General features: G+C 68.7%; 24 protein-coding genes. 15 read left to right on the top strand and 9 right to left on the bottom strand.

All coding sequences use genetic code 11. The annotated features are described in order from the left end of the window. Positions 1-17: 17 nt before the first annotated feature. Positions 18-1,706 carry a signal recognition particle protein gene (gene ffh, locus HMPREF0975_RS00875; protein ID WP_009232193.1) on the top strand — a complete coding sequence of 563 codons (1,689 nt, stop codon included), beginning with the start codon at positions 18-20 and terminating at the stop codon, positions 1,704-1,706. A gap of 160 nt (positions 1,707-1,866) precedes the next feature. Here ffh and HMPREF0975_RS00870 read toward each other — a convergent pair whose 3' ends face one another. The 7 genes from HMPREF0975_RS00870 to HMPREF0975_RS00840 all read right to left on the bottom strand — a co-directional run bounded on the left by HMPREF0975_RS00870 (position 1,867) and on the right by HMPREF0975_RS00840 (position 7,783). Continuing rightward, on the bottom strand, positions 1,867-2,253 hold the full coding sequence (locus tag HMPREF0975_RS00870) for a nuclear transport factor 2 family protein (protein WP_009232192.1): 387 nt from the start codon (positions 2,251-2,253) through the stop codon (positions 1,867-1,869). A gap of 44 nt (positions 2,254-2,297) precedes the next feature. Further along, entirely contained in the window at positions 2,298-2,909 is a 612-nt protein-coding gene (locus tag HMPREF0975_RS00865) for a response regulator transcription factor (RefSeq protein ID WP_009232191.1), read from the bottom strand. Further along, positions 2,906-4,138 (bottom strand): sensor histidine kinase, encoded by a 1,233-nt coding sequence (locus tag HMPREF0975_RS00860; protein ID WP_009232190.1) that lies wholly within the window; start codon positions 4,136-4,138, stop codon positions 2,906-2,908. The genes HMPREF0975_RS00865 and HMPREF0975_RS00860 overlap by 4 nt, the downstream gene beginning before the upstream one ends. Beyond that, on the bottom strand, positions 4,135-5,019 hold the full coding sequence (locus HMPREF0975_RS00855; protein ID WP_009232189.1) for a membrane protein: 885 nt from the start codon (positions 5,017-5,019) through the stop codon (positions 4,135-4,137). The genes HMPREF0975_RS00860 and HMPREF0975_RS00855 overlap by 4 nt, the downstream gene beginning before the upstream one ends. 50 nt (positions 5,020-5,069) lie before the next feature. Continuing rightward, on the bottom strand, positions 5,070-6,098 hold the full coding sequence (locus tag HMPREF0975_RS00850; protein WP_009232188.1) for an ABC transporter ATP-binding protein: 1,029 nt from the start codon (positions 6,096-6,098) through the stop codon (positions 5,070-5,072). A 106-nt stretch (positions 6,099-6,204) separates the two neighbouring features. Further along, positions 6,205-6,348, bottom strand: coding sequence for a hypothetical protein (locus tag HMPREF0975_RS16480; RefSeq protein WP_009232187.1), 144 nt, complete (start codon positions 6,346-6,348; stop codon positions 6,205-6,207). Positions 6,349-6,715: 367 nt separating this feature from the next. Continuing rightward, on the bottom strand, positions 6,716-7,783 hold the full coding sequence (locus HMPREF0975_RS00840; RefSeq protein ID WP_009232186.1) for a hypothetical protein: 1,068 nt from the start codon (positions 7,781-7,783) through the stop codon (positions 6,716-6,718). 697 nt (positions 7,784-8,480) lie between these two features. Here HMPREF0975_RS00840 and rpsP point away from each other — a divergent pair. The 12 genes from rpsP to HMPREF0975_RS00775 all read left to right on the top strand — a co-directional run bounded on the left by rpsP (position 8,481) and on the right by HMPREF0975_RS00775 (position 19,253). Further along, positions 8,481-8,954, top strand: a complete 474-nt coding sequence (rpsP, locus tag HMPREF0975_RS00830) for a 30S ribosomal protein S16 (RefSeq protein ID WP_009232185.1) — start codon at positions 8,481-8,483, stop codon at positions 8,952-8,954. 1 nt (position 8,955) lies between these two features. Continuing rightward, on the top strand, positions 8,956-9,192 hold the full coding sequence (locus HMPREF0975_RS00825; protein ID WP_009232184.1) for an RNA-binding protein: 237 nt from the start codon (positions 8,956-8,958) through the stop codon (positions 9,190-9,192). A 318-nt stretch (positions 9,193-9,510) separates the two neighbouring features. Next, positions 9,511-10,059, top strand: coding sequence for a ribosome maturation factor RimM (gene rimM, locus HMPREF0975_RS00820; RefSeq protein WP_009232183.1), 549 nt, complete (start codon positions 9,511-9,513; stop codon positions 10,057-10,059). Continuing rightward, positions 10,056-11,477 (top strand): tRNA (guanosine(37)-N1)-methyltransferase TrmD, encoded by a 1,422-nt coding sequence (trmD, locus tag HMPREF0975_RS00815; RefSeq protein WP_009232182.1) that lies wholly within the window; start codon positions 10,056-10,058, stop codon positions 11,475-11,477. Before rimM ends, trmD begins: the two co-directional genes overlap by 4 nt. Next, complete coding sequence (gene lepB, locus HMPREF0975_RS00810) at positions 11,474-12,328, top strand: signal peptidase I (protein WP_009232181.1); 855 nt, start codon at positions 11,474-11,476, stop codon at positions 12,326-12,328. Before trmD ends, lepB (HMPREF0975_RS00810) begins: the two co-directional genes overlap by 4 nt. A gap of 316 nt (positions 12,329-12,644) precedes the next feature. Further along, positions 12,645-12,992 (top strand): 50S ribosomal protein L19, encoded by a 348-nt coding sequence (rplS, locus tag HMPREF0975_RS00805; protein WP_009232180.1) that lies wholly within the window; start codon positions 12,645-12,647, stop codon positions 12,990-12,992. Between the two features lie 115 nt (positions 12,993-13,107). After that, on the top strand, positions 13,108-14,418 hold the full coding sequence (lepB, locus tag HMPREF0975_RS00800; protein WP_009232179.1) for a signal peptidase I: 1,311 nt from the start codon (positions 13,108-13,110) through the stop codon (positions 14,416-14,418). Continuing rightward, positions 14,415-15,137 carry a ribonuclease HII gene (locus tag HMPREF0975_RS00795; protein ID WP_009232178.1) on the top strand — a complete coding sequence of 241 codons (723 nt, stop codon included), beginning with the start codon at positions 14,415-14,417 and terminating at the stop codon, positions 15,135-15,137. Before lepB (HMPREF0975_RS00800) ends, HMPREF0975_RS00795 begins: the two co-directional genes overlap by 4 nt. 105 nt (positions 15,138-15,242) lie before the next feature. Then, entirely contained in the window at positions 15,243-15,551 is a 309-nt protein-coding gene (locus HMPREF0975_RS00790) for a DUF2469 domain-containing protein (protein WP_009232177.1), read from the top strand. 164 nt (positions 15,552-15,715) lie between these two features. Then, the gene (locus HMPREF0975_RS00785) at positions 15,716-16,276 is read left to right on the top strand and encodes a YraN family protein (RefSeq protein WP_009232176.1); all 561 of its coding nucleotides are present in this window, start codon (positions 15,716-15,718) and stop codon (positions 16,274-16,276) included. Beyond that, positions 16,267-17,835, top strand: coding sequence for a YifB family Mg chelatase-like AAA ATPase (locus HMPREF0975_RS00780; RefSeq protein WP_009232175.1), 1,569 nt, complete (start codon positions 16,267-16,269; stop codon positions 17,833-17,835). Before HMPREF0975_RS00785 ends, HMPREF0975_RS00780 begins: the two co-directional genes overlap by 10 nt. Next, the gene (locus tag HMPREF0975_RS00775) at positions 17,832-19,253 is read left to right on the top strand and encodes a DNA-processing protein DprA (protein WP_009232174.1); all 1,422 of its coding nucleotides are present in this window, start codon (positions 17,832-17,834) and stop codon (positions 19,251-19,253) included. Before HMPREF0975_RS00780 ends, HMPREF0975_RS00775 begins: the two co-directional genes overlap by 4 nt. A 75-nt stretch (positions 19,254-19,328) precedes the next feature. Here the strand turns inward: HMPREF0975_RS00775 and HMPREF0975_RS00770 are convergent, their stop codons facing one another. Further along, positions 19,329-20,078, bottom strand: coding sequence for a hypothetical protein (locus HMPREF0975_RS00770; protein WP_009232173.1), 750 nt, complete (start codon positions 20,076-20,078; stop codon positions 19,329-19,331). A gap of 248 nt (positions 20,079-20,326) precedes the next feature. On the opposite strand from HMPREF0975_RS00770, the gene HMPREF0975_RS00765 reads away from it, so the two are divergent. Further along, positions 20,327-21,250, top strand: a complete 924-nt coding sequence (locus HMPREF0975_RS00765; protein WP_034471925.1) for a tyrosine recombinase XerC — start codon at positions 20,327-20,329, stop codon at positions 21,248-21,250. Positions 21,251-21,268: 18 nt separating this feature from the next. Here HMPREF0975_RS00765 and HMPREF0975_RS16475 read toward each other — a convergent pair whose 3' ends face one another. Next, positions 21,269-21,973 (bottom strand): M23 family metallopeptidase, encoded by a 705-nt coding sequence (locus HMPREF0975_RS16475; protein ID WP_009232171.1) that lies wholly within the window; start codon positions 21,971-21,973, stop codon positions 21,269-21,271. A 689-nt stretch (positions 21,974-22,662) separates the two neighbouring features. Between HMPREF0975_RS16475 and rpsB the strand changes: the two genes are divergently transcribed. Next, positions 22,663-23,333 (top strand): 30S ribosomal protein S2 (gene rpsB, locus HMPREF0975_RS00755; RefSeq protein ID WP_009232170.1); only part of this gene is annotated, 671 nt, incomplete at its 3' end.

The raw sequence follows: 23,333 nt of genomic DNA, 5'->3' as shown, positions 1-23,333 counted from the left end.
CCAGGAAGGACCATCGCGTGTTCGGCAACCTCTCCGATCGCATCACCGCCTCCTTCAACCAGCTGCGCGGCAAAGGTCGTCTCACCGAGGCCGACGTCAACGCCACGGTCACCGAAATCCGCCGCGCCCTTCTGGAGGCGGACGTCGCCCTGCCCGTGGTGCGCGCCTTCACCTCCGCGGTGCGCGAGAAGGCGGTCGATGCCGCCCGCTCCCAGGCCCTCAACCCGGGCCAGCAGGTCGTCAAGATCGTCAACGAGGAGCTCATCGAGGTCCTGGGCGGACAGACCCGGGAGATCCACTGGGCCGACCGCGGCCCCACGATCATCATGCTCGCAGGCCTCCAGGGCGCCGGTAAGACGACCCTGGCCGGAAAGCTCGGCCGCTGGCTGCGCGACCAGGGCAAGCGAGTCCTACTGGTGGCCTCCGACCTCCAGCGCCCCAATGCCGTCACCCAGCTGAGCGTCGTCGCCGAGCGTGCGGGGGTGCACGTGTGGGCGCCCGAGCCCGGCAACGGCGTGGGCGACCCGGTGGCCGTGGCCCGCTCCGGCGTCGAGCACGCGCGCGCCAGCGGCTACGACGTCGTCGTCGTGGACACCGCCGGCCGCCTGGGTGTGGACGCCGAGATGATGGACCAGGCGATCCGCATCCGCGATGCGGTCGCCCCTCACGAGATCTTCTTCGTCCTGGACGCCATGGTCGGTCAAGACGCCGTCAACACCTCGGTCGCTTTCCGCGACGGCGTCGGCTTCACCGGTGTGGTCCTCTCCAAGCTCGACGGCGATGCCCGCGGCGGCGCGGCCCTGTCCGTGCGCGGCGTCACCGGTGCTCCGGTCCTGTTCTCCTCCACCGGTGAGGGCCTGACCGACTTCGAGCGCTTCCACGCCGACCGCATGGCCTCGCGCATCCTGGACATGGGCGACCTGCTCACCCTCATCGAGCAGGCCGAGCGGACCCTGGATCGCCAGGAGGCCGAGGACGCCGCAGCCAAGCTCGCCAAGGGCACCTTCACCCTCGACGACTTCCTGGGCCAGCTGCGCCAGATCCGCAGGATGGGCTCCATGAAGAAGCTCCTGGGCATGATGCCCGGCATGGGGCAGATGCGCGATGCCCTGGAGAACTTCGACGAGCGCGAGGTCGACCGCATCGAGGCGATCGTGTGCTCCATGACACCCGCCGAGCGCAAGGACCTGTCCATCCTCAACGGCTCGCGCCGCAGCCGCATCGCCAAGGGGTCGGGTACCACCGTCCAGGCCGTTAACGAGCTTGTGGATCGCTTCGAGCAGGCCAAGAAGATGATGGAGGCCATGGCCTCCGGCGGCGGCATGGGAGGACTCGGCGAGGGCGGCCCCATGCCCGGCATGGGCTCGCTGCCCGGCATGGGCAAGCACTCCAAGGCCCGTCAGGCCCCCAAGGCCAAGCGCGGCAAGGGCGGCAAGAAGGGCCGCAGCGGCAACCCTGCCAAGGCCGCCCGCCAGGCCAAGGAAGCCGCCGCAGCCAAGCAGGCCAAGATCGAAGCCGGGCAGAGCGCCGCGCCCGCAGCCGGGTCCTCCTTCGGACTCGGCAGCAGCCAGTCCGGAGCCTCCGGCTACGGGATCATGCCCCAGGCCCAGCAGCAGGCCCAGGCCGGCGCGCAGCCATCGGGCGACGACGTCGCCGACGCCATGGGCGCCCTGCCCGAGGACCTGCGCCGCCACCTCGGGCTGTAGACATAACGGCCCGAGGCTCCCGGGAGTCGCTTGGCCCCCGCGTTCGTACGGCAGGCCTCGAGGCCTGATCCTCCGGAGCAGTCCACGCACCACAGCGTACGAGCTCGCGGCCAGCGCCTCATCGCCGGCCCGGGCGGCCGCGGTAGGGCTGTGGTGGGGCTCAGCCGGTAGCGCCTTCGACGACGGTGCCCTGGTGGAATACCGCCTGCCAAGTCGAGTCCCGGCGACGGTAGAGCGTGGATCTCCGGGTGACGCGACTTGGCGTACGTAAGGTATAGAGGACCTGGACGACGTCGTCGGCAAGGATGCGGGACTCAGCCCCCTCGATTCTGTATCCATCAGTGAGGGAGTCCGCATGAGTTCCCTTCAAGCGCCCCAGGACGATCTCCTTGACCTCGCTGCGGCTGTAACATCTCCCCGAGGCGCCGACCTCGTTGAAGTCCTCCGCGATCTGCTCATCAAAGGAACTGGCGTCCCAGATCAGCTCCGGGTGGTGGAAGATCGGTTCTCGTCGGATCAGTTCATGCCGCTGTGATGAGCTCTCCATCCCCTACCCTCTCTGCGCAGTCGGCGGCTTGGAAGTAACTGTACTCACAGCCAGCCGTTGGTCTCGGCGGTGCGGGCCGCCTCGGTGCGGTTGCGGGCGTGGGTCTTGGCGATCGCCGACGACAGGTAGTTGCGCACCGTCCCCTCACCCAGGCGCAGTCGCGCCGCGATCTCCCGGGCGTCCGCGCCCGTGGCCGCAGCCCGCAGGACCTCCTTCTCCCGCTCAGTGAGAGGGTTCGGCCCGAGCAGCACCGACTCCTGGGCGAGCTCGGGGTCGATGACCCGCAGGCCCGCGTGAACCTTGCGGATCGCCTCGGCCAGTGCCTCCGGCGGGGTGTCCTTGACGATGAAGCCAGCAGCCCCGGCCTCCATGCCTCGTGAGAGGTAGCCCGGGCGACCGAAGGTCGTCACGATGAGGCACCTGCACGGCGCCCCGGAGGCGACGACCTCGGCGGTGGCCGCCAGCCCGTCGCGCCCGGGCATGTCGATATCCACCAGGGCCACATCCACGGCGTGCTCGCGCACCGCTTCCAGGACCTCGTCTCCCCGCCCCACCTGGGCCACCACCTCCAGATCGTTCTCCAGCCCCAGCAGCGTCGCCAGAGCGCCGCGCACCAGGGCCTGGTCATCGGCGATCAGGACACGGATCGGGTTCATGGCAGCCTCACCTCCAGACGGGTACCGCTGGAAGGCGCGCCAGCACAGCGGTTCTCGACGGCGGTAGACGGGGCGTCGGAACTGCTGAACGGGCTGGTCATGGCGAGGGACCCGCCCTCCCGCTCGATGCGGGAGCGCAGGCCCTCCAGACCGTTACCCGGTCTGGATCCGGCCAGACCGACGCCGTCGTCGCTCACCCGCAGCAACCCCGGCTCCAGGTACACGGTGACGTTCGCGGCCTGGGCGTGCCGCACAATGTTCGTGGTGGCCTCGCGCAGAGCCCAGGCCAGTAGAGCCCTCTGATGCTCAGGAACCTCCTGGGCGCTGCCGGTCAGCTCCACATCGATCTGGGCGGCGCCCAAGGCGGTGCGCGTGGCCTCCAGCTGGCTGGCCAGGTCCGGGGACCGCAGACGCGTTACGGTGGAGCGCACGTCGGCGAGGGCCCCGCGGGCCAGGGCGATGACCTCGTCGAGCTCGCGGGAGGCGGCGATCGGATCATGCTCGATGAGCCGGCGGGCGACTTCTGCCTTGAGGGTGAGGACCGTCAGGGAGTGTCCCAGGATGTCGTGGACATCGCGCCCGACCGCCTCGCGCTGGGAGACGAGGGCGAGCTCGCGCTCGGTGGACGTTCTGCGCTCCTGGAGCTCCACCGCAATGCGGGCGATGATGATGGTCAGTCCCGATAACGTGGCCCCCAGCACCATCCAACGCGACTCCGGATGCGTGTTCCATGCCAGAGAGGCAGCCGCCAAGAGGGCAACCGCGGTGATGACGGTCGGGATTCCCCGACGCAGCTTTATGGAGAACAGGACCAACGAGCAGAAGAAGGGGAAGAAGTAGGCCGTCCACCAGCCCAGCGCCGGCAGTGCCAGTACGGTGAAGAGCGATGGGACCGCCAACTTGCCCAGAAGAACGCGAATCGGAAGATCAGGCAGAGGTACCCCCGCCTGCACCGCGCGGGTGTCCTGCGTGGAGAAGGCCCAGATGTAGGCGACAATGAACCCCATGATTCCGGCGATTCCCAGCAGGCGCTGCCACCGGGCGAAGGAGCCGAAGAGAAGCTGGATGAGGGGGATGACCAGGAAGAACACCCACACTGTGGCGTCCCAAACGATACGACGGCGATAGCGGCGCCAGAGGCGGGAACGGGTCCCTTCCTTCTGCGATACTGAGATCGCCATGGAGGGGGAGTCGTACGGAGGCGGGTACCTGATACTCACGGGGCTCACTGGCGCCTGGTCGCCCGGCGTCGGGCCCCGATCACCAGCAGCCCGAAGATGAGTGTCCACACCACCAGGTTAGCCAACGGCATCCACGGCGGGTCCTGAACGCCCGCCGGTCGATCCGACACGTAGACCCACCCCTCGCCCAACGGCCACCGGGCCAGCGCCGTCGACCCGTACATCGGGGTGAAGCGACTGATCGTCATCAGTGTGTGGTTCAGGGGCATGAAGGCGTTGCCGATGAAGGCGAACAAGGTGACCAGGGAAGTCGCGATACCGATCGACGCCGAGGACGGCAGCCACATTCCTGCGGCCAGACCCCACAAGACGAAGGGCAGGACCCCGAGCAGGCAGACGACAGGACTGGTGGCCCAGGCCCAGCCCTCCATCTGCGAGTCCGTGAGGGCCCCGGCGGTGAGGACCACGATGACCGGAAGAGCCGCCGTTCCTACCGCGGTTCCGGTCTTGACCACCAGGTACCCGCGCAGCCCCTGACCGGTGACGGCCATCTGCCTGCCCCAGCCCGCCGACTGCTCGACGGCGGCCGAGGCCGAGGCGCTCGTGGCCCCCAGACAGGCGCTGAAGGAGGCCATCGCGAGCATCACCGAGGCCGAGACATTGCCGTGAGCGTGCGGACCGTACTCTCCCGCAGACGCGTTCAACCGGCCGAAGACGAGGTACATCGCCAGAGGGAAGGCCACGACGAAGAAGAGGTTGGCGGGCTCGCGCAGGCTCCGATAGAGGTCCAGCCAGAGGTAGGTCAGGAGAGGGCGCGCGGGCCTAAGCCCTCCCGCACGAGGCGATCGGCCTGCGATCCCGCCCGCGTCGGGATCGACAGGGGAGCCGGATACTGAGGAATCAGAGGATGTTTGGGACGTCGCGGTCATGATGCGGCCTCATTGCATATGGTGATGGTGGTCAGGGTGATGGGTGTGGGCTAAGGCGTCGACGGGACTGCGCCGTCAGAGCCGTCGGAGGTCAGCGCGGTGAAGACCTCGTTGAGACTGGCCGCGCCGATGCCCAGGTGCTCGGCTGGGGTGGCGGTCAACAGCCAGCGGGCGACGGCGTCGGAGTCGGTGGTGCGCAGCTCCACATGCTCGCCGCGGACGGCCGCGTGCCCAATGCTGCCGGCCGCGGGACAGACGGCCAGGTGCCGGCCCAACGACTCCTCGGAGATACCGGGCCATGTGGCGCTGACCAGGGCGCCGTCGCCCAGCGCCCGAATCTCATCGACGCTCCCGTCGGCCACCAGGCGTCCGTGGGCGATGATGACGATGCGGTCGGCGAAGGAGGCCGCCTCCTCCAGGTAGTGGGTGGCGAACAGGACGGTGCGGCCGCGGCGGGTCTGGGCGCGCATCGTCTCCCAGAAGGCGATCCGGGCGCTGACGTCCATGCCTGCGGTGGGCTCGTCCAGGACGAGGAGGTCGGGATCCGGTAGAAGAGCGAGGGCCAGACGCAAGCGCTGGCGCTCACCTCCCGAGCAGCGGCTCACCTTCCGGGTGAGGATCCGCCCGAGATCCGCCTCGTCGACGACGTCCTTAAGCCTGAAAGCGTTGCGAATGCGGGAATCTCGGCTGGAGCGCCGGGGCTGCATCGAGGCCACGACTCGCAGGGTCTCCCCAACGGTGAAGTCGTCCAGAAGGCCTCCGTCCTGGAAGATGACGCCCGCGCGACCCGCCCGCACCGCCTGATCGGGGGAGGTTCCCAGAAGCAAGACCTGTCCGGCGTCGGGGCGAGTCAGCCCCAGGATCATGTCGAGGGTGGTGGACTTGCCCGCGCCGTTGGGACCGAGGAAGGCGATCACCTCGCCGGGCCGGACGGTGAGATCGAGTTCATCGACGGCGACGAGGCTGCCGAAGCACTTGCACAGACCACGGGCGCGAACCGCGGCGGGCTCTGCACTGCTCCCGGTAGAAGGATGAGTTGCGCGGCAGTGGACTGAGGGCTCGGCTGCATTGCGGGTCATGGACCCAGGCTCGCGCCGGCCCGTGGCTCCCGGTACTGAGCGCTGTCACCGCTGCTGCATGACAGGTGTCATGCAGCAGCTGGCTCTGTGGGAAGTCGTCGTGTCGTCAGGATTCCGGTGCGTAGCCAACCAATGTGGAGCCGCCGATCGCGACAATGAAGTCCTGGCGCCAGACGGTGATGAATGCGCTACGGAATGTGATGGGTAGAGGATCCATCGGCGTCTTCGAGGCCATGTCGATCATGAACACGGCACCGATCTCGCTACTGGCAGAGCGACCGCGTATGGTGAGTGTGCGCTTGTCGGAGCTCAGTTTCCAGGAATTCTGAAACTGCGCGCGAGCGGGGGCGCCCCATTCTTGGAGAAGGTGGATGCTGCGGAACTGTCTGGATCGATGATGACCCAACCATCGCTAGCGGAAAGCAGCTGCATGGAGCGCCTTTGATCGTTCTTCTCCGGTGAGAGGGTCAGAAGAGAGCGGTCCATCCGTGGAGGGGGTGCTGGGAGGCCGGATCGACGTCGGAGCGCCAGGAAGACGGATCTCCCAGGAGAATCTGCTCATGGGCGCTGTTTCCTTCAGTTTCGTCACTTATCGGATGGTCGGGTGCGTGGTGCGGTTATTCTTGCTGGGTGGGGGAATAGCCCACCAGGGTGGTGCCCTCGACGGCGATGATCAGATCACCTCGCGGTACGATCGTATTCTGCCGTTCATAGGTCCTGTTCTTAGTGACGTCGATGATGCACGCCGTACTCTGGTCGTAGGCGGCCTGGCGCTTGACGATCACGAATCGGTTGTCGGGGCTCATCACCCAGTTGTTTTGAGTATCGCCGATATCCAGGCCGCCGGATGTGCAGTTCCCGTCGGTGGGGGCCGAGAGCGGTTCGCCGTTGAGTGTGCAAGGCGTCCCCGAGGCGCACGACACCGATGTTTGGGCCCAGGAGGTGTCCTGCGACTCGTAGGCCCGGCGGAGCTCCCCGACAGTCGGAGAGCCCGAACCGGTGATCAGTAGCGGTGAGTATCGGGAGGAGAACGGACTGGGCATGGAAAACGACCCGGTGCGGGCGCCATCGGGGCTAAAAGTTGTGGCCTGCGTTATTCGATCTATTCGGATCCACCCGTCGGAGGCCGCGATGAATGTGGGTAACTCCTTGGAGTCCTGTGGATTGTGGGATGATCCGTCACTCAGGGATATGAAATGAATGGTGTTATCGATTTGCAGCTTGAGGTATCCGCTGTTCGTGTCTCCGACGCGCTGATTCTGCCATAGGCGTGCCTTACTCCCCGGATACTTCTGCGACCATCTCAGCGACAGTGCCCCGTTGCTCATATCCCATGCGGAACAGGTGATGCGACTATCCGAGCAGGTGATGATGAGATCGTCGGAAATGAAGGTGGGAAATTCCTTCCCCCAGACATCCTCAGTTGTCTCACCGGTCTCCAGATCGATATAACCTCGTGCGTAGAAGAGCGACGTACTGTTGATTCCCCACGGGATGTATCCCGGTGATGGAAGATCCAAGGTCCTCGTCGGCCGACCGTCGACTATCCGGTAGATCTGGATGGGAGTAGGACCCTTGAGATTCTTGTCGTACACGGCGATGTGATTGCCGTTCGAGAGGAAGCCCCAATCCCCGCCCGGTTTCCATGCCGTCGCCATGCCCGTCTCGAGGCGCCACTGCTCCACCCAGGGATCGTCCGTCACCGGCGACGCGGCTGTGCTCGATGTTGTGTTCGACGTGGGCGTGCCGGTTGCCGGGATCGATGACGAGGCCGAGTCTGAAGATGATGGCTGGGCCGCATCGTCTTCGGCCGATCGGCGATCTGAGGCCGCATGCGATCCTGCGGAGCCCCGGAGGTGAACGACGGCTCCCGCAACGGCGACGAGTGCGATGACCAGGAGGCAGACCCAGGTGGCCGAAGGCCGTCGCGACGGCCGGAGAGTCTGATTCGTCGGAGCGCTCTGTCCGGAACGGGGAGGTCGGATCGACGAGCTCTTGCCGGGAGGCTGGATGCCGCGATTGCCGAAGGAGGGGGGCCTCATGGACGAAGCATGCCCCGATTCCGCATGCAGCGCCGGGTTTTGAATGGTGCAGTCCGGGTGGGCTTGAGTGTGTTGGCGTCGTTGCTCGGCGGAACCGTGAATTCCGGTCGGTTCTGTTGTCGGCGTCGGCTGTGGGCGATCTCGCACCGGGCGGTGGGACGGCGCCCCGGCCCGGGCTGGCGACCTTGTCGGAGGCTCTGGCAGAATGTCCGGCTGTACTCGATCGGACGTCGGTCCCTCTCCCGGCCCCGGTTGCGTCTCGGCTCACGCCGGAAACCGTTGCTTGACCCCACCGGGGACCAGCGCGCGCCAAACCATCCAGAACCAGGAGTTCAACCAAGTGGCAGTCAAGATTCGCCTCAAGCGCATGGGCAAGAAGTTCGCCCCCTTCTACCGGGTCGTCGTCCTCGACTCCCGCAAGAAGCGCGACGGTCGCGTCATCGAGGAGATCGGTGTCTACGACCCGATGCAGGAGCCCTCGCTCATCCGCATCGACTCCGAGCGCGTCCAGTACTGGCTCGGTGTGGGCGCCCAGCCCTCCGACGCCGTCTACAAGCTGATCAAGATCACCGGCGACTATCACCAGTTCAAGGGCCTCAAGGGTGTGGAGAGCACCCTCAAGGTCAAGGACGCCGACGCCGCCGCGGTCGCCAAGGAGGCGGCGGTCAAGGCCGCTGCCGACGACGCCGAGAAGCGCAAGGCGGCCGCCGCCAAGGCCAAGGCGGACCAGGAGGCTTCCCAGGCCGCTGAGGCCGCGGCGGAGGAGAACGTCGAGGCCGATGCCTCCGACGAGGCCGCCGCCGAGGGGGCCTGAGATGCTGGCCGACGCCCTCGAGCACCTCGTACGGGGCATCGTCGACAACCCCGACGACGTCACCGTTACCTCCCGGTCGCTGCGCCGCGGCGACCTGCTGGAGGTACGGGTCAACCCCGAGGACCTCGGCCGGGTCATCGGCCGCTCGGGCCGTACCGCTCGAGCGCTGCGCACAGTGGTGGGAGCGCTGACGGACTCGTCAGTGCGCGTCGACGTCGTCGACACCGACCGCCGCTGAACGCAGGGTCTTCAGGTCGGCATAGCCGGCCGTGTCGGTCTTGGCCGGTCTGACATCGGCACGAGTGCCCGGTTCCCATGAGGGAGCCGGGCGCCGTCGTCTTCCAGCGATTGTTCTGCGCCCTCATGCCCCAGGTGATCGGCGGCCGGTCGGCGGAGCAGGCGGAAGACGGACCTGGGCGAGGGCGTTCAACCTCACGTCATCGGTGCTCCACCTCATCCCTGTGGTCGATGGGAACGCCAGCCGGCGCGCGGTAGGTTGGCGTCAGACATCCAGATCCCTTGCCAACCGTTCCACGTCCCGATCCCAGGAGGACAGGTGCTGCTCACCCTCGCCGTCATCGGTCCCGCCCATGCCCTCAAGGGCGAGGTGCGCCTCGAGATCCGTACCGATGACCCCGAGGGGCGCCTCGCGCCCGGAACCACTGTCCCCACCGAGCCCGCCCAGGCCGGTCCTCTGACGGTCAGTCGCCTGCGCTTCGACGGCTCACGCTGGTTCGCCGCCTTCGAGCAGGCGCGCGACCGAACGGCCGCCGAGGCCCTGCGGGGAGTCAGGCTCCTGGTCGAGACCGACGACGTCTCCGATGACGCCACGAGCCCCGCGGAGGGTGACGAGTCCTGGTACCGCCACGAGCTGGTCGGACTGCGAGCGTTCAACGTCACCGGCGAGGCGCTGGGAGAGGTCACGGATCTGGAACCGGGCGTCGCCCAGGATCGACTCGTGGTCACCACCCCCGAGGGCGATGACGTGGCCGTCCCCTTCGTCGCTGCGCTCGTGCCGGCCATCGACCCGGAGGCTGGCACCGTGACCCTGGACCCGCCCGGTGGGCTGTTCCCCGGACGCGGAGAGGCGGAGGAGGCCCGGTGAGGATCGACGTCGTCACCATCTTCCCCGGCTACCTCAAGGTTCTGGACCTCTCTCTCATTGGGCGGGCTGCCGACCGGGGCGACCTCGACCTGCGCGTCCACGACCTGCGCGACCACGCCCACGACCGGCACCGCACCGTCGACGACACGCCCCTGGGCGGCGGCGCCGGCATGGTGATGAAGCCCGACGTGTGGGGCGAGGCCCTCGACGACGTGCTCGCCGTGGACGTTCCCACCACCGGTCGTCAGGTCCTCGTCATCCCCACCCCCTCAGGTGAGGTCTTCACCCAGCGCACCGCCGAGGACCTGGCCGGCGCCGACTCCCTGGTCTTTGCCTGCGGCCGCTACGAGGGCATCGACGCGCGCGTGCCCGAGCACTACGCCTCGCGCGGCGTGGAGGTGCGTGAGCTGAGCATCGGCGACTACGTCCTCAACGGGGGAGAGGTCGCCGCCATCGTCATGATCGAGGCAATCGCCCGTCTCCTGCCCGGTGTCCTGGGCAACCCCGAGTCACTGATCGAGGAGTCCCACGGAGCCGCGGGTCTGCTGGAGTACCCCGTCCATACCCGCCCCACCCGGTGGCGTGACCTGGAGGTCGACCCCGTCCTGCTGTCCGGTGACCATGCCCGCATCGCCCGCACCCGGCGGGACCTGGCCATTGCCCGCACTGTCAGCCGCCGCCCCGACATGATCGAGCACCTGGACGCTGGGCTCCTGGACCGCGATGACCGCGCTACGCTGGCGACCCTGGGATGGGCGGTTCCGGTCGGGGCGGCCCATCCGGTGCCGGTGCGCATCCGCCCCGCCACCGCGCGCGACGCCGAGGCGCTGGCGGACCTGGCGGCCCGCACCTTCCCCGATGCCTGCGAGCAGGTCATCGCCCCCGAGTCCATCACCCAGCACATCGCCACCAGCCTCGTGCCCGAGCTGTTCTCTACCTGGGCTGACGACGAGCGCGTCGACCTCGTCGTCGCCGAGCTTCTTGCCCCGTTGCCCGCCATGCGGACATCCGGTGGGACGGAGCCTACCGAGACGTCAGATGGTTTCAACCTGGTGGGTTACGCGGCTGTGCTGCGGGAGGAGCACGACGCCGCAGGTGATCCTCCCCCCGGGATCGATCCCCGTCCTGCCTGTGTCCGGGCTCGCCCGGGGCAGGCCGTCGGCGAGCTGTCCAAGGTCTATATCGACTCCGCCATGCGAGGCTCGGGACTCGCCCCGGCGCTCATGAGCGCCGTGACTCAGCAGGCCGCCGCCCACGGGACGAGTCTGCTCTGGCTCGGCACCCACATCACCAACAAGCGCGCCCAGAAGGCCTACAAGCGGGCCGGCTTCCGCCAGGTCGGGACTCGCACCTACAACGTCGGGGGCCAGGACGCCCACGACGTCGTCATGACCCGGCGGACAGGAGAAGGCCTATGAGTAGCGGACCCGACCAGAACCTCAAGGACATGACTGACGGCACGGGCGACACCCGCAGCGATGACGGCGGGACGGCTGCGAAGAGCACCGGGGCGTCCGAGCCGTCCTCGACGGCGGCACGGATCGGCTCCCGTCTCAAGCAGTGGGGCATCACTCTGTCCTACCTGGTTGTCGCCGTGGCAATCATCGCCCTCATCCGCACCTTCGTCATACAGAGTTTCACCATTCCCTCCGGGTCGATGGAGGACACCCTCAACGAGGGCGACCGCGTCACGGTGACGATGTTCGACTCCGACGACATCCACCGTGGCGACGTCGTCGTCTTCACCGATCCCGACCACTGGCTGATGACCGAGGAGCCCACGGGCCTGCAGGGCGCCCTTCAGGACTTCCTGGTCGCCATCCGCATCTTCCCCCAGGACGCGGGACACCACCTCATCAAACGCGTCATCGGTATGCCCGGCGACCACGTCGTCGCCGATGGGAACGGCTCCTTGAGCGTCAACGGCGTCGAACTTCATGAGGACTACCTCAAGCCCGGCCGGTCGGCGTCCGACCTCGCCTTCGACATCACCGTGCCCGAGGGCTACGTATGGGTTATGGGGGACAACCGCGCCAACTCCTCCGACTCCCGCTACCACCAGAACGATGCGCACCACGGCTTCGTCCCCATGGGCAACGTCGTCGGCGTCGCCAAGAACGTCGTGTGGCCCTACTCCCACTGGTCCAGCCTGGGCTCCGGCCACAAGGTCTTCTCCCAGGTGCCCGAACCGACGTCGACTCCGACGGCGATCCCGCAGGCCCCCACCGAGCCCACCCCGGCGCGTACTCTGGCCGGCTCCGACAACTGACCACTCGGCCCCGCCGCAAGCCGGTATCGCCCTCTCTGGCCCATCGCGCCGGTGAGTTCCCGCAGCGCGACGCGTCCCGGGGCTCGCGCCGAGACGGGGACAAGGCGTGAACTCAGGCACGTCGATGCCGGCGCGCTCGTCCCTGGGTGCGAGCCTATGGCAAACTGAGCGGGCACTTGGGTCCTGCGGCTCCTCTGCCACTGGGGAGGATGCCGCCTCGAGGGAGCCCAAGGGCGTCCACCTCCGGCGCTGCCCCCGACGGCGCGGCGCCGCCGAACCAGCACTCCTGACCAGTGGCACGGGTGTGGAGAGAAACATGAACCTGATCGACGAGATCAACGCCGCATCACTGCGCGACGACATCCCCTCCTTCCGTCCCGGGGACACCCTCAAGGTCCACGTCAAGGTCGTTGAGGGAACCCGCTCCCGCGTCCAGGTCTTCCAGGGCGTGGTCATCGCCCGCCAGGGCGGCGGCGTCTCGGAGACCTTCACCATCCGCAAGGTCTCCTTCGGCGTCGGCGTCGAGCGTACCTTCCCCGTCCACACGCCCTCCATCGAGAAGATCGAGGTCGTCACCCGGGGCCAGGTGCGCCGCGCCAAGCTCTACTACCTGCGCAACCTGCGCGGTAAGGCCGCCAAGATCAAGGAGCGTCGCGAGGACTGAGTGTCCGCGCTCTTAAGACGGCGCCCGGAGCCCTCGGGCTCCGGGCGCTCGTCATCTCTCATCGCCGTGTAGCGGCGGACCGACGTACATCGATTTAAAGGGGGGAAGGGGCACGGTGAGACCGCCGCAGGACGAGGCCGACGACGTCGGACTGGACCTGAAGCAGGCCGCTCCTTCGCAGATCGGCCCTGCCTCCAGATCCGCCGCCACCCCTTCCTGCAGCGCTCCCTCCGCAAGCTCTCCCCAGGACAACGACGAATCTCTTGATCCGTCGGGAGAGCCCCCGAGCACGGCCCCGGTCGATGACAGCGAGGAATGGGACTATGACCCGTTCATCGACCCCGACGCAGATCCCGAACCCGACGACGGGCCCGTAGACCTGCCCCCCTCCATCCAGCCACGTCGGAACGTCGCTCCCGCCATTCCTCCGCCGCAGACCAGTTCCCCGCTACAGCGACTGACGAGGGTGCTACTGGTCCTGACGGTCATCATCCTGGTCCCGGCTCTCCTGCGGACTTTCGTCGTCCAGACCTATGAGATCCCCTCGGGCTCCATGGAGAACACGCTGCGCAACGGAGACCAGGTCGTGGTCACGATGTTCGACTCCGACCGCATCGACCGTGGCGATGTCGTCGTCTTCTCCGACCCCGACGACTGGCTCCACGTCAAGGAGCCGACGGGACTGCGCGGGGCCGTCCAGAAGACCTTCGTCGCCCTGCACCTCCTGCCCGAGCGCACCGGCCACCACCTCATCAAGCGGGTCATCGGGGTCGGAGGCGACCACGTGGTCGCCGACGGAAAGGGAACACTGAGCGTCAACGGCGTCGTCGTCACGGAGAACTATGTCAAGGACGGCCAGTCCGCGTCCCTGACGTCCTTCGACGTCACCGTCCCCCGGGGGTACGTGTGGGTCATGGGGGACAACCGCAGCAACTCGGCGGACTCGCGCTATCACCGCGACGACGCACACGGCGGATTCGTGCCCTTGACGAATGTCGTCGGAGTGGCCAAGGCGGTCTTCTCCTGGACGAGCCTGAGCCGATGGGGGAGCCTGGGGGGAGGAGACCGGGTCTTCTCCCAGGTGCCTGATCACGACGCCACCGCGGTATCGCCGACCCCCTCCTCATCCAGTCCTGCTACGAGCAGGCCAACCGCACCAACGCGGCGGCCCACCGACGCCGACGACCCCGACGACGAGGACAATACGGTCCCGGACGGCTCGCAGAGCGACACCGGTGAGGCGACCGACGGCTCTGAACGCAACGGGCCTGGCCGGATCGGCTCGGATTCGGGGATCGGGGGCGATGACACGGAGCCCGGGACATCTGGCGGCGAACGATCCGACACGGGCCCGGCAGGAGGCGACTCGCCGAACTCCTCGGGCGGATCCGGCGGCTCGGGAACGGACATGAGGATGACGCGGTGAGCCGTCGAGTGCGGCCCCGCCCCGACCGGACTCTCGAGAACGAGCTGCTTGAGACCCACGACTACGTCGGCGGCCTGGATGAGGTCGGGCGCGGTGCGCTCGCCGGACCGGTCAGCGTAGGGCTGGCAATCGTGGGACGCGGCACCCTCGATGCCTTCCCCGAAGGCCTGGCCGACTCCAAACAGCTGACGGCCCGTGCGCGCACCGACCTGGTCGAGCCCGTGCGCAACTGGCTGGTGGACTGCGCCGTCGCCCATGCCTCGCCCGCCGAGATCGACGAACGCGGTATCGTCGGCGCTCTGCGACTGGCGGGGCTGCGAGCCCTGCAACGTGTCGCTGAGCGCGGACACGCCCCCGACATCGTTATTCTCGACGGCGTGGCCGACTGGCTCACCGCCCCGCAGCCCGACCTGCTCACCGTCCTGGGCGACGGGCGGCCCCCGCGGGCGGCGCCCGAGCCCGCCGTGGATACCCCCACCCCGCCGGTGCGCATGGAGGTCAAGGCCGACGCCCGCTGCGCCGTCGTCGCCGCAGCCAGCGTCCTGGCCAAGGTGGAACGGGACTCCCTCATGATCGATCTGGACGATCCCGGTTACGGGTGGGCCTCGAACAAGGGATACGCCTCGCCGACCCATATCGAGGCCCTGGCCACCCTGGGTGCCGGGAACCAGCACCGGCGCAGCTGGCGTCTGCCCGGGGTGGAGCAGTACCGGAGCTGACGCGCCGGGTACCCAGCGCCACCGGCCGGACAACGACCGGCCGGAGGACCGACTCGCCCTGGCAGCCTGCTGGGCCCGAGCGCCGCCGACAGGCATGATGGCCCGGTGAGTGCAGAAGACCTCGAGTCCTATGAGAACGAGCTGGAGCTCTCGCTGTACCGGGAGTACCGCGACGTCGCCTCCCTGTTCTCCTACGTGGTGGAGACCGAACGACGGTTCTACCTGGCCAACGCCGTCGACGTCCAGGTACGCACCAACGGTGGGGAGGTCTTCTTCGAGCTCACCCTCGAGGACGCCTGGGTATGGGACATCTACCGCGCCTCCCGGTTCGTGAAGTCCGTCCACGTCGTCACCTTCAAGGACGTCAATGTCGAGGAGCTCACCAAGCTCGAGATGGACATTCCCTCCTCCTAGCGCTCTGCTGCCCCTGTTCTGGCCATCCACCGCGCACCGTCCGCTGAGCACCGCGGTCGCCCGGTGGCCACAGGACGGCTTTCACCAGTGCCCTCCACAGGGCCGATCGGGCCGTGACGCGAATCGGTCGATCCGGCCTCAGGCTAGTGGCGGAGGTGATCGGCATGGCCGAACAGGTCACAGCAGTCGCAACGGGGAGAACGGCGATCGCAGCGCGCTCCGGCGATGGGGTCCCCACCGACCCCGCCGAGAGCTCGGATAACGCGGGAGCCTCCTCGACTCGCCCATCCCACCTGCGCACTGGGCGCCGCGGGGAGGATCTGGCGGCCGTCTATCTGAAGGACATAGGTTGGCAGATCCTCGAGCGCAACTGGCGGCCGAACAGCGGGCTGCGCGGGGAGCTCGACATCATCGCCCTCGACCCCGACCCCGGGGGCCGGGATCCGGAACCCGGCGGAGACATCGACCGCCTCAGCGAGGTGCGAGAAGGACCCGCCCTGGTCGTTGTCGAGGTCAAGACCCGCAGCTCCCTGCGCCAGGGCCCACCGGCCGCCGCTGTCGACGCACGCAAGCTCGCCCGGCTGCGCGCCCTGGCAGCCGCATGGGCAGCCGCCCACGAGGTCCCGCACGCCGGCCTGCGCCTCGACGTCGTCTCCATCCTGCTTCGCGAGGCGCAGCCCGCTCTGCTGCGACACCACCGGGCGGTGGGCGCGTCATGGGGCTAGCACACACACTCGCGGTCACCCTGACCGGGCTGGCCGGACACATCGTCGACGTCGAGGCCCACGCCGTCCAGGGCCTGCCCGGCTTCACCCTCGTCGGCCTGCCCGACGCCGCCGTACGAGAATCGCGCGAGCGCGTCCGTGCGGCCTTGAGCACCTGCGGCGTCACCTGGGGAGAGCAGCGTCTGACCGTCAACCTCTCCCCGGCGGATCTGCGCAAGACCGGCACCGGACTGGACCTGGCGCTCGCGCTGGCCGTCCTGGGCGCCCGCGGGCGGCTCGGGCGCTCCGCGGCCGGTCTCCTGAGGCGCACCGTGTATATCGGCGAGCTCGGGCTGGACGGCTCGGTGCACTCGGTGCGCGGTGTCCTGCCCAGCGTCCAGGCCGCGGTCGCCGCCGGGGTGGAGGAGATCGTCGTCGCCCGGGAGGCGGCCGCCGAGGCCGAACTGGTCCCCGGCGCCCGGGTCACCGCCATCAGCCATATCGGTCAGCTCGTGGACCGCTACGGCGGGCGTTTGAGTGCGGCCGTGGCCGCCGCGGTGGAGCAGATCGCCGAGCTGCGCGACGACGCAGATCCAGCCGCCGCCCAGGATCGCGAGCCGCCGGACCTGGCCGATGTCGTCGGGCAGGCCGAGGCCAGGCGGGCCCTCGAGGTCGCCGCGGCCGGGGGCCACCACCTCATCATGGTGGGGCCGCCGGGCACGGGGAAGACCATGCTCGCCGAGCGTCTGCCCTCGATCCTGCCGCCCCTGGAGCGCTCTGACGCCGTCACCGTCACCTCCATCCACTCCGTGGCCGGCACCTTCAACCCCGCTCATGGACTCATCACCCGGCCACCGCTGCGCGCGCCGCACCACACCGCCACCCGGGCAGCCGTCGTCGGAGGCGGATCCGGTCTGCCCCGCCCCGGAGACGTCTCGCTGGCCCATCGCGGCGTGCTGTTCCTCGACGAGGCCCCCGAGTTCAGCGCCGGTGTCCTGGACTGCCTGCGCCAGCCCCTGGAGTCCGGAACGGTCACCATCGACCGCGTGGGCGGCCGCGCCAGCTACCCGGCCGCCTTCCAGCTCGTCCTGGCCGCCAACCCCTGCCCGTGCGGCAAGGCCGGTGGCCGCGGCCTGGAGTGCACCTGCACCTCCTTGCAGCGACGACGCTACTTCTCGCGCCTGTCAGGGCCCCTGCTGGACCGGGTGGACATTCAGGTCGAGGTCGCCGCCGTCAGCGCCGCCGATCTCGCCGGCCCGGCGGGCAACGAGTCCAGCGCCGTGGTGGCGCAGCGGGTCCTGCGGGCCCGGCGCGCTGCGGAGCGCCGCCTGGCCGGCACACCATGGCGCCTCAACGCCGAGGTTCCCGGTTCCTACCTCAGGGGTCCCAACGGCGGACTGAGCGCTCCGCTCAGCCGCCGGCTCATGAGCGCCCTGGAACGTGGGGACCTGTCTCTGCGCGGGGTGGACCGGGTCCTCAGACTGGCCTGGACCCTGGCCGATCTCGAGGGCGCCGACGCGCTCACCCTCACCCAAATCGGGACCGCACTGGCCCTGAGAACCTCTGGAGTAAGACCATGACTCCCGAATTGACTCCCGGCCTGCCCTACGACATCGACGACCCGGCGCTGGCTCGAGCCACATGGTCGCGCCTGGCGGAGCCCGACAGCGCCGCTGCCGCGATGCTGGTGGGCCGGCTCGGACCAAGCGCCGCCCTGAGATGGCTCCTGGAGGAGGCCATCGACTCCTCGGGACACGTGCGCAGCGCCCCGCGCCCACCCGTTCCGGAACCACCCCCGGGCACCTCCAGTGCGGGTGCGGTCAGTACTCACTGGGCGCAGGTCTCCGCCAGATGGGCGCCGCGCCTGGAGGGACTGGACATCCGCCGCGAGCTGGACGTGCTCGATCGCCTCGGCGGCAGCCTCATCCTCCCCGGAGACGCCTGGTGGCCGCCGGGGCTCGATGAGTTGGACCACCCGCCCTTCTGCCTGTGGGTGCGCGGCGATCCGTCGCTGCTGGTCAGCGCCGGGGACCTGAAGGAAGCCGACGTGAGCGGTGACGGGGCCGGCTCAGGGCCCAGGAACCGGAACGACGGTGCACAGGCAGACCGGAGCAGTGCGGACATCGGTGGGCGGGCTGGAGCACTCGTCCGTGAGGCGATCGTCGGCACCCGGAACCTGCCCGTTCGCGAGCAACGGATGCCGGCGGGCCCGGCCAACGGACTGAGCCTGGCGCTGGTGGGGGCCCGGGCATGCACCCGGTACGGCGAGGGTGTGGCCACGTCCCTGGCCTCGGGGGTCACAGCGAGGGGCGGCCTCATCGTTTCCGGCGGCGCCTTCGGCATCGACGCATGCGCGCACCGCGGGGCCCTGTGCGAAGGGCCCACCGTGTCCGTGTCCGCCGGGGGAGTGGATCGTCTCTACCCAGTCGGCAACGCCGGTGTGCTGGAGGCGGTCATCGCCAACGGGGCGCTGGTGGCGGAGGTGCCGCCGGGATGCCAGCCCGGCCGCCACCGGTTCGTCTCACGCAACCGCGTCATCGCGGCCATCTCTGGGGCGACGATCGTGGTCGAGGCGGCCTGGCGCTCCGGAGCCCTGTCCACCGCCCACAGGGCCCTCGACATGGGCAGACCGGTGGGCGCCATCCCCGGACCGGTGACCTCCATGTCCTCGGTCGGCTGCCACCGCCTCCTGCGCAAAGGAGCGGTTTGCATCACCGATGCCGACGACGCCCTCGAGCTCTTGACTCCGCTGGGCACTGTAGATGCCGACGCCGTCAAGGAGCAGGATCCCGGGCTGGCGGGAGACGGCCTCCTGGACGGACTGGAACCGGACAGTGCCGTCGTCCTGGATGCCATGCCGGTCCGAGCATCCGCTACCACCGAGGCCATCGTCCGCTCCGGGGGCCTGTCCCTGAAGGAGACCACAACGGCCTTGGGGGTACTGGAGCTCATGGGGAGGGTGGAGCGCACCGCCACGGGCTGGCGAAGGCGTCGTTAGCATCCGGGGACAAGCCCTCGTACCGCTGGCGGATCGGTGCAACCGCGCGCCCACCGGGGCGGTGCCCCGCAGGAGTCAGATGACGGTGACGGAGGACAGCGCGAGCTCCTGCCTGGTATGGCGGGCCTCCTCGTCCAGCAGCGGCAGATCCTCGATGGTGACCAATCGTGCCGTCAGCGCGTAGTCGACCAGCGCGGTGCGCCTGTAGGAGGCGTGCATGCGCGGGCCGCCCCGCATACCCCTGACCCCGACGCGGTCGAGCTTGTCGCAGACGTTGTCCAGTGCTCGGTTGAAACGAGTGATCTTCCATCCCAGGCGGGCGGCGGCGTCGGTGTTGCGAGGCAGATCGACCGGGCCGGTGCCGGTACGACGCAGCCAGGGCTCCGCCAGGGCCAGTGTCACCAGGTGCTGATTACGGGTCAGGTTCACCATGCCCACGGTGGTCTGGCCCGAGGCCGGTGGCACGTTTCTGTTCTGAGAGATCTCGTACCCGGGGAAGGGGACCCGCAGAAGGATCTCGTAGGTGGTGGAGCCCGCGGTGAAGACGATCGCCATGTCCGGGAAGACCAGTGGTACCCGGGAGCCGGGAGCCACCCACGAGCGAGAGGTACCGGAGCGCTCGGTGATCGTGGCGCCGATACGGGAACCGATGTTGGCCACCCACCACAGATCGGCATCGTGCTCGATGATGAGAAAGCGCCGATGGAGGAAGAGATTGTCCTCGTCGAGCACGAGATCACCTTCTCGGCCGATCTGGAAGGACGTTCCGGGCTGGATCCGAAACAGCTCGCCAACGAAGTCGAGGAGCAGGGGCTCTTCAGTCATCGTCGTCACTCCTTGAGGTTCTGCTGTCATGCGGGTCGGGATGCCTGGGAACGGTCGCCCGAGAAGCGAGGCCATCCTTCCTCCAAGGATGCCATGACCGTCCAAATGGTAGAAAGGCTGTGGTGCCTATTGACAGACATCGCGAGATCTGTTGCTGTGTCGATGCCCGGCGCATCGTCGACGCCCGCGTACAGTTCTTCGAGCCCACCTGTCTTTCACCCGCGAATACCGCTGCCAAGGGGGCCGCCATGCCAGGGACGCGCGCCAACCTCCTCGCCGCCTACCGTAGGCACCTGTCCTTGCAACGGGATCTGTCCCCGCACACCGTGCGCGCCTATCTCGTCGACGTGGGCGACCTCTTGAGCTTCCTCGGCGTCGGTCAGGACGATGCCGAGCCCGTCGGCCCGGCCCTGGCCACCCTCGATCTGGCTGATCTGCGGGATTGGCTCGCCGCACTGGCCGCGAGCGGGCATTCGCGCGCCACCCTGGCCCGCCGCTCCGCCTCTATAAGAACCTTCTCTACCTGGGCCTTCGAGGAGGGGCTGCTCGCCTCCGACGTCGCCGCGCGCCTGCGCTCCCCTCGTGTCGACAACCGCCTGCCCGGGGTGCTGACGACTAAGCAGGCCTCGCATCTGCTCAAGATCGCCGCCGACCTCGCCTCGGACCGGGACGCCCTGGCCGTGCGGGACCTGGCCATTATCGAGACGCTCTATGCGACCGGCGTGCGGGTCAGCGAGCTCGTCGGCCTCGATGTCACCGACCTCGACCACTCCCAGCGCACCCTGAGGGTCCTGGGCAAGGGCCGTAAGGAGCGCACCGTGCCGTACGGGCTGCCCGCCGCCAGGGCTTTGGAGGACTGGCTGGGCCTGCGCGCCGAGATCTGTGCTCCCGACGCCGGAGCCGCGCTCTTCCTGGGGGCGCGAGGGCGCCGCATCGACCCCCGAGCGGTGCGGGAGATCGTCCACCGGCTGTGCGCAGCCGCCCGGGTCCCCGACCTGGGGCCGCACGGGCTGCGCCACAGCGCAGCCACCCACGTCCTGAGCGGGGGAGCGGACCTGCGCAGCGTTCAGGAGCTCCTCGGACACTCATCACTGGCCACCACCCAGCGCTACACCCATGTCTCGGCCGAGCGACTTCGCAGTGTCTACGAGCAGGCCTTCCCCCGCGCCTGAGACGCCGATCGCCCGGCCCTACTGGATCGGCTTGAGGCGGATGACAGCCGGCTCGAGCAGGCGCAGCGGGTCGATATAGGTCTTGGGGCCGGTGCGCGCCCCCCAGTGCAGGGCGCAGACCCCGTCCGAACGGTGCCCCGGCAGCAAGGTGCCGATGACCTGTCCCGCATCCACCGTCTCACCCGCACTGACGCTCGGTTCCACCGGCTCATAGGTGGTGCGGATCCCGTCTCCGTGGTCGACTGAGACCACCGGGCGCCCGGCAACCGTGCCGGCGAAGACGACCGTTCCCGCAGCGGCGCTGCGGATCTGCGTGCCTTCCGCGGCCGCAAGATCGACTCCCCGGTGCCCGCGTCCCCACACCACGGCAGGCGGATCGAAGCCCTCCACGACGGCGGCCGGTGCGCCGGTGGGCCACTGGTAGCGTCCGCGCGGACGCCGGGGCTCCAGGGGCTGTTCCACACCTTGCTGCGCGCCCGCACCCGTCTCCTCGATGAACCGGGTGATGAGGCTGGCCTCCGTGAAGAAGGAGGACAGTGAGGTCGCTGAAGTCGCTGAACCGGTCGGCCCGGTAGAGGCGCTCGCGACCTCGGGGAACGCAGGATCCCCGATCTCCGGTGGTGAGCCGGAATCCTCGCGCAGAGCCGAGCCCGGACCCGGAGCAGTCGGCGATCCGTCAGAAGATACTGTGGCCGGCGGTAGTGCGGTGAGCACTCCGGTCACGAGCAGGGCCGTGGTCGCAACCGCCAGGCGCCGGGTTCTGCCGGCGCCTGGAGTGTGAGGCGCATCAGGGGGTACGCGAGGGGGCCTACGGCGCCCCGGCAACCCGGTGCCGCGTTCCCGACGTTCCCCGCATGCCCCGTGTGCTCGCTGCACTCGTTGCGCTGTCTGTAGTTTCTGTCCTGGGTGCATGCCATCAGGGTGCGCGCCATCGGACCCCGCTCGCCGGGGACGTCGTCGGCCCTGTGGAAAACGCTCTCGGGAAGTGGCCTGTGGTGACCGGAATGACTCTGAATGCCGCCGAATCCGCCTCGGCAGCGGGGATGGCCCTGTGGTAGCCTCGCCCCGCAGCATTCTGCGGATCGCTCCGGCATCGGTGGGAGACGAGCCAGGAATGCTGACTTCGCGCGCCTGCACCCGAGCATCTCGGGACGTCCCTCCGGGCGACACGGTCGCGGTCCCGGTCATTATGGCTCGCCACGGTGAACGGGTGGCCGTGCGTCGCAGGCGCCAGGCCCCATCCGCATCGGCATCCTGGCCGGTCGCCGTCTCGGCGTGCGCCCTCGAGCGTACGGAGCCAAGGGGAACAACCCAGAGAGAAGAACAGCCGGGACGCGCCCGAGCGCACTGCTTGGCCGTCCCCCGAATGATCGTGCGTCGAGCAACCTCTCGGCACACACGGAAGGACCGTCATGGCCGTCGTTACCATGCGCCAGCTCCTTGATAGCGGTGTCCACTTCGGGCACCAGACCCGTCGCTGGAACCCCAAGATGAAGCGCTTCATCCTCACCGAGCGCAACGGCATCTACATCATCGACCTCCAGCAGTCCATCGAGGGCATCAACACCGCCTACGACTTCGTCAAGGAGATCGTCGCTCGCGGCGGCAACATTCTGTTCGTCGGGACCAAGAAGCAGGCCCAGGCCGCCGTGGCCGAGCAGGCCCAGCGCGTCGGCATGCCCTACGTCAACCAGCGCTGGCTGGGCGGTATGCTCACCAACTTCTCCACCGTGCGCGCCCGCCTGGACCGCATGAAGGAGCTCGAGCAGGTCGACTTCGACGACGTGGCCGGCTCCGGCCGCACCAAGAAGGAGCTGCTCATGATGCGCCGCGAGAAGGACAAGCTCCAGCGCACCCTGGGCGGCATCCGCGACATGAGCAAGCTCCCCGCGGCAGTGTGGGTCGTGGACACCAAGAAGGAGCACCTGGCCATCTCCGAGGCCCAGAAGCTCGGGATCCCGGTCATCGCCATCCTGGACACCAACTGCGACCCGGACGAGGCCACCTACGGCATTCCCGGCAACGACGACGCCATCCGCGCCGTCACCCTGCTCACCCGCGTCGTCGCCGACGCCACCGCCGA

The organism is Actinomyces sp. oral taxon 849 str. F0330, assembly GCF_000239715.1.
GTDB classification, from domain to species: domain Bacteria; phylum Actinomycetota; class Actinomycetes; order Actinomycetales; family Actinomycetaceae; genus Actinomyces; species Actinomyces johnsonii.
The sequence above is the reverse complement of the archived record's forward strand: the minus strand, read 5'-3'. Positions and strand labels throughout refer to the sequence as shown.

What these genes read in the sequence shown, in the direction of transcription:
- HMPREF0975_RS00865 (WP_009232191.1), bottom strand. Translation starts at nt 2,909, where the DNA reads ATGAACCCGATCCGTGTCCTGATCGCCGATGACCAGGCCCTGGTGCGC.
- HMPREF0975_RS00855 (WP_009232189.1), bottom strand. Translation starts at nt 5,019, where the DNA reads ATGACCGCGACGTCCCAAACATCCTCTGATTCCTCAGTATCCGGCTCC.
- HMPREF0975_RS00775 (WP_009232174.1), top strand. Translation starts at nt 17,832, where the DNA reads ATGACTCCCGAATTGACTCCCGGCCTGCCCTACGACATCGACGACCCG.
- HMPREF0975_RS00850 (WP_009232188.1), bottom strand. Translation starts at nt 6,098, where the DNA reads ATGACCCGCAATGCAGCCGAGCCCTCAGTCCACTGCCGCGCAACTCAT.
- HMPREF0975_RS00770 (WP_009232173.1), bottom strand. Translation starts at nt 20,078, where the DNA reads ATGACTGAAGAGCCCCTGCTCCTCGACTTCGTTGGCGAGCTGTTTCGG.
- HMPREF0975_RS00870 (WP_009232192.1), bottom strand. Translation starts at nt 2,253, where the DNA reads ATGGAGAGCTCATCACAGCGGCATGAACTGATCCGACGAGAACCGATC.
- HMPREF0975_RS00825 (WP_009232184.1), top strand. Translation starts at nt 8,956, where the DNA reads ATGCTGGCCGACGCCCTCGAGCACCTCGTACGGGGCATCGTCGACAAC.
- HMPREF0975_RS00780 (WP_009232175.1), top strand. Translation starts at nt 16,267, where the DNA reads ATGGGGCTAGCACACACACTCGCGGTCACCCTGACCGGGCTGGCCGGA.
- HMPREF0975_RS00765 (WP_034471925.1), top strand. Translation starts at nt 20,327, where the DNA reads ATGCCAGGGACGCGCGCCAACCTCCTCGCCGCCTACCGTAGGCACCTG.
- HMPREF0975_RS00785 (WP_009232176.1), top strand. Translation starts at nt 15,716, where the DNA reads ATGGCCGAACAGGTCACAGCAGTCGCAACGGGGAGAACGGCGATCGCA.
- rplS (WP_009232180.1), top strand. Translation starts at nt 12,645, where the DNA reads ATGAACCTGATCGACGAGATCAACGCCGCATCACTGCGCGACGACATC.
- lepB (WP_009232181.1), top strand. Translation starts at nt 11,474, where the DNA reads ATGAGTAGCGGACCCGACCAGAACCTCAAGGACATGACTGACGGCACG.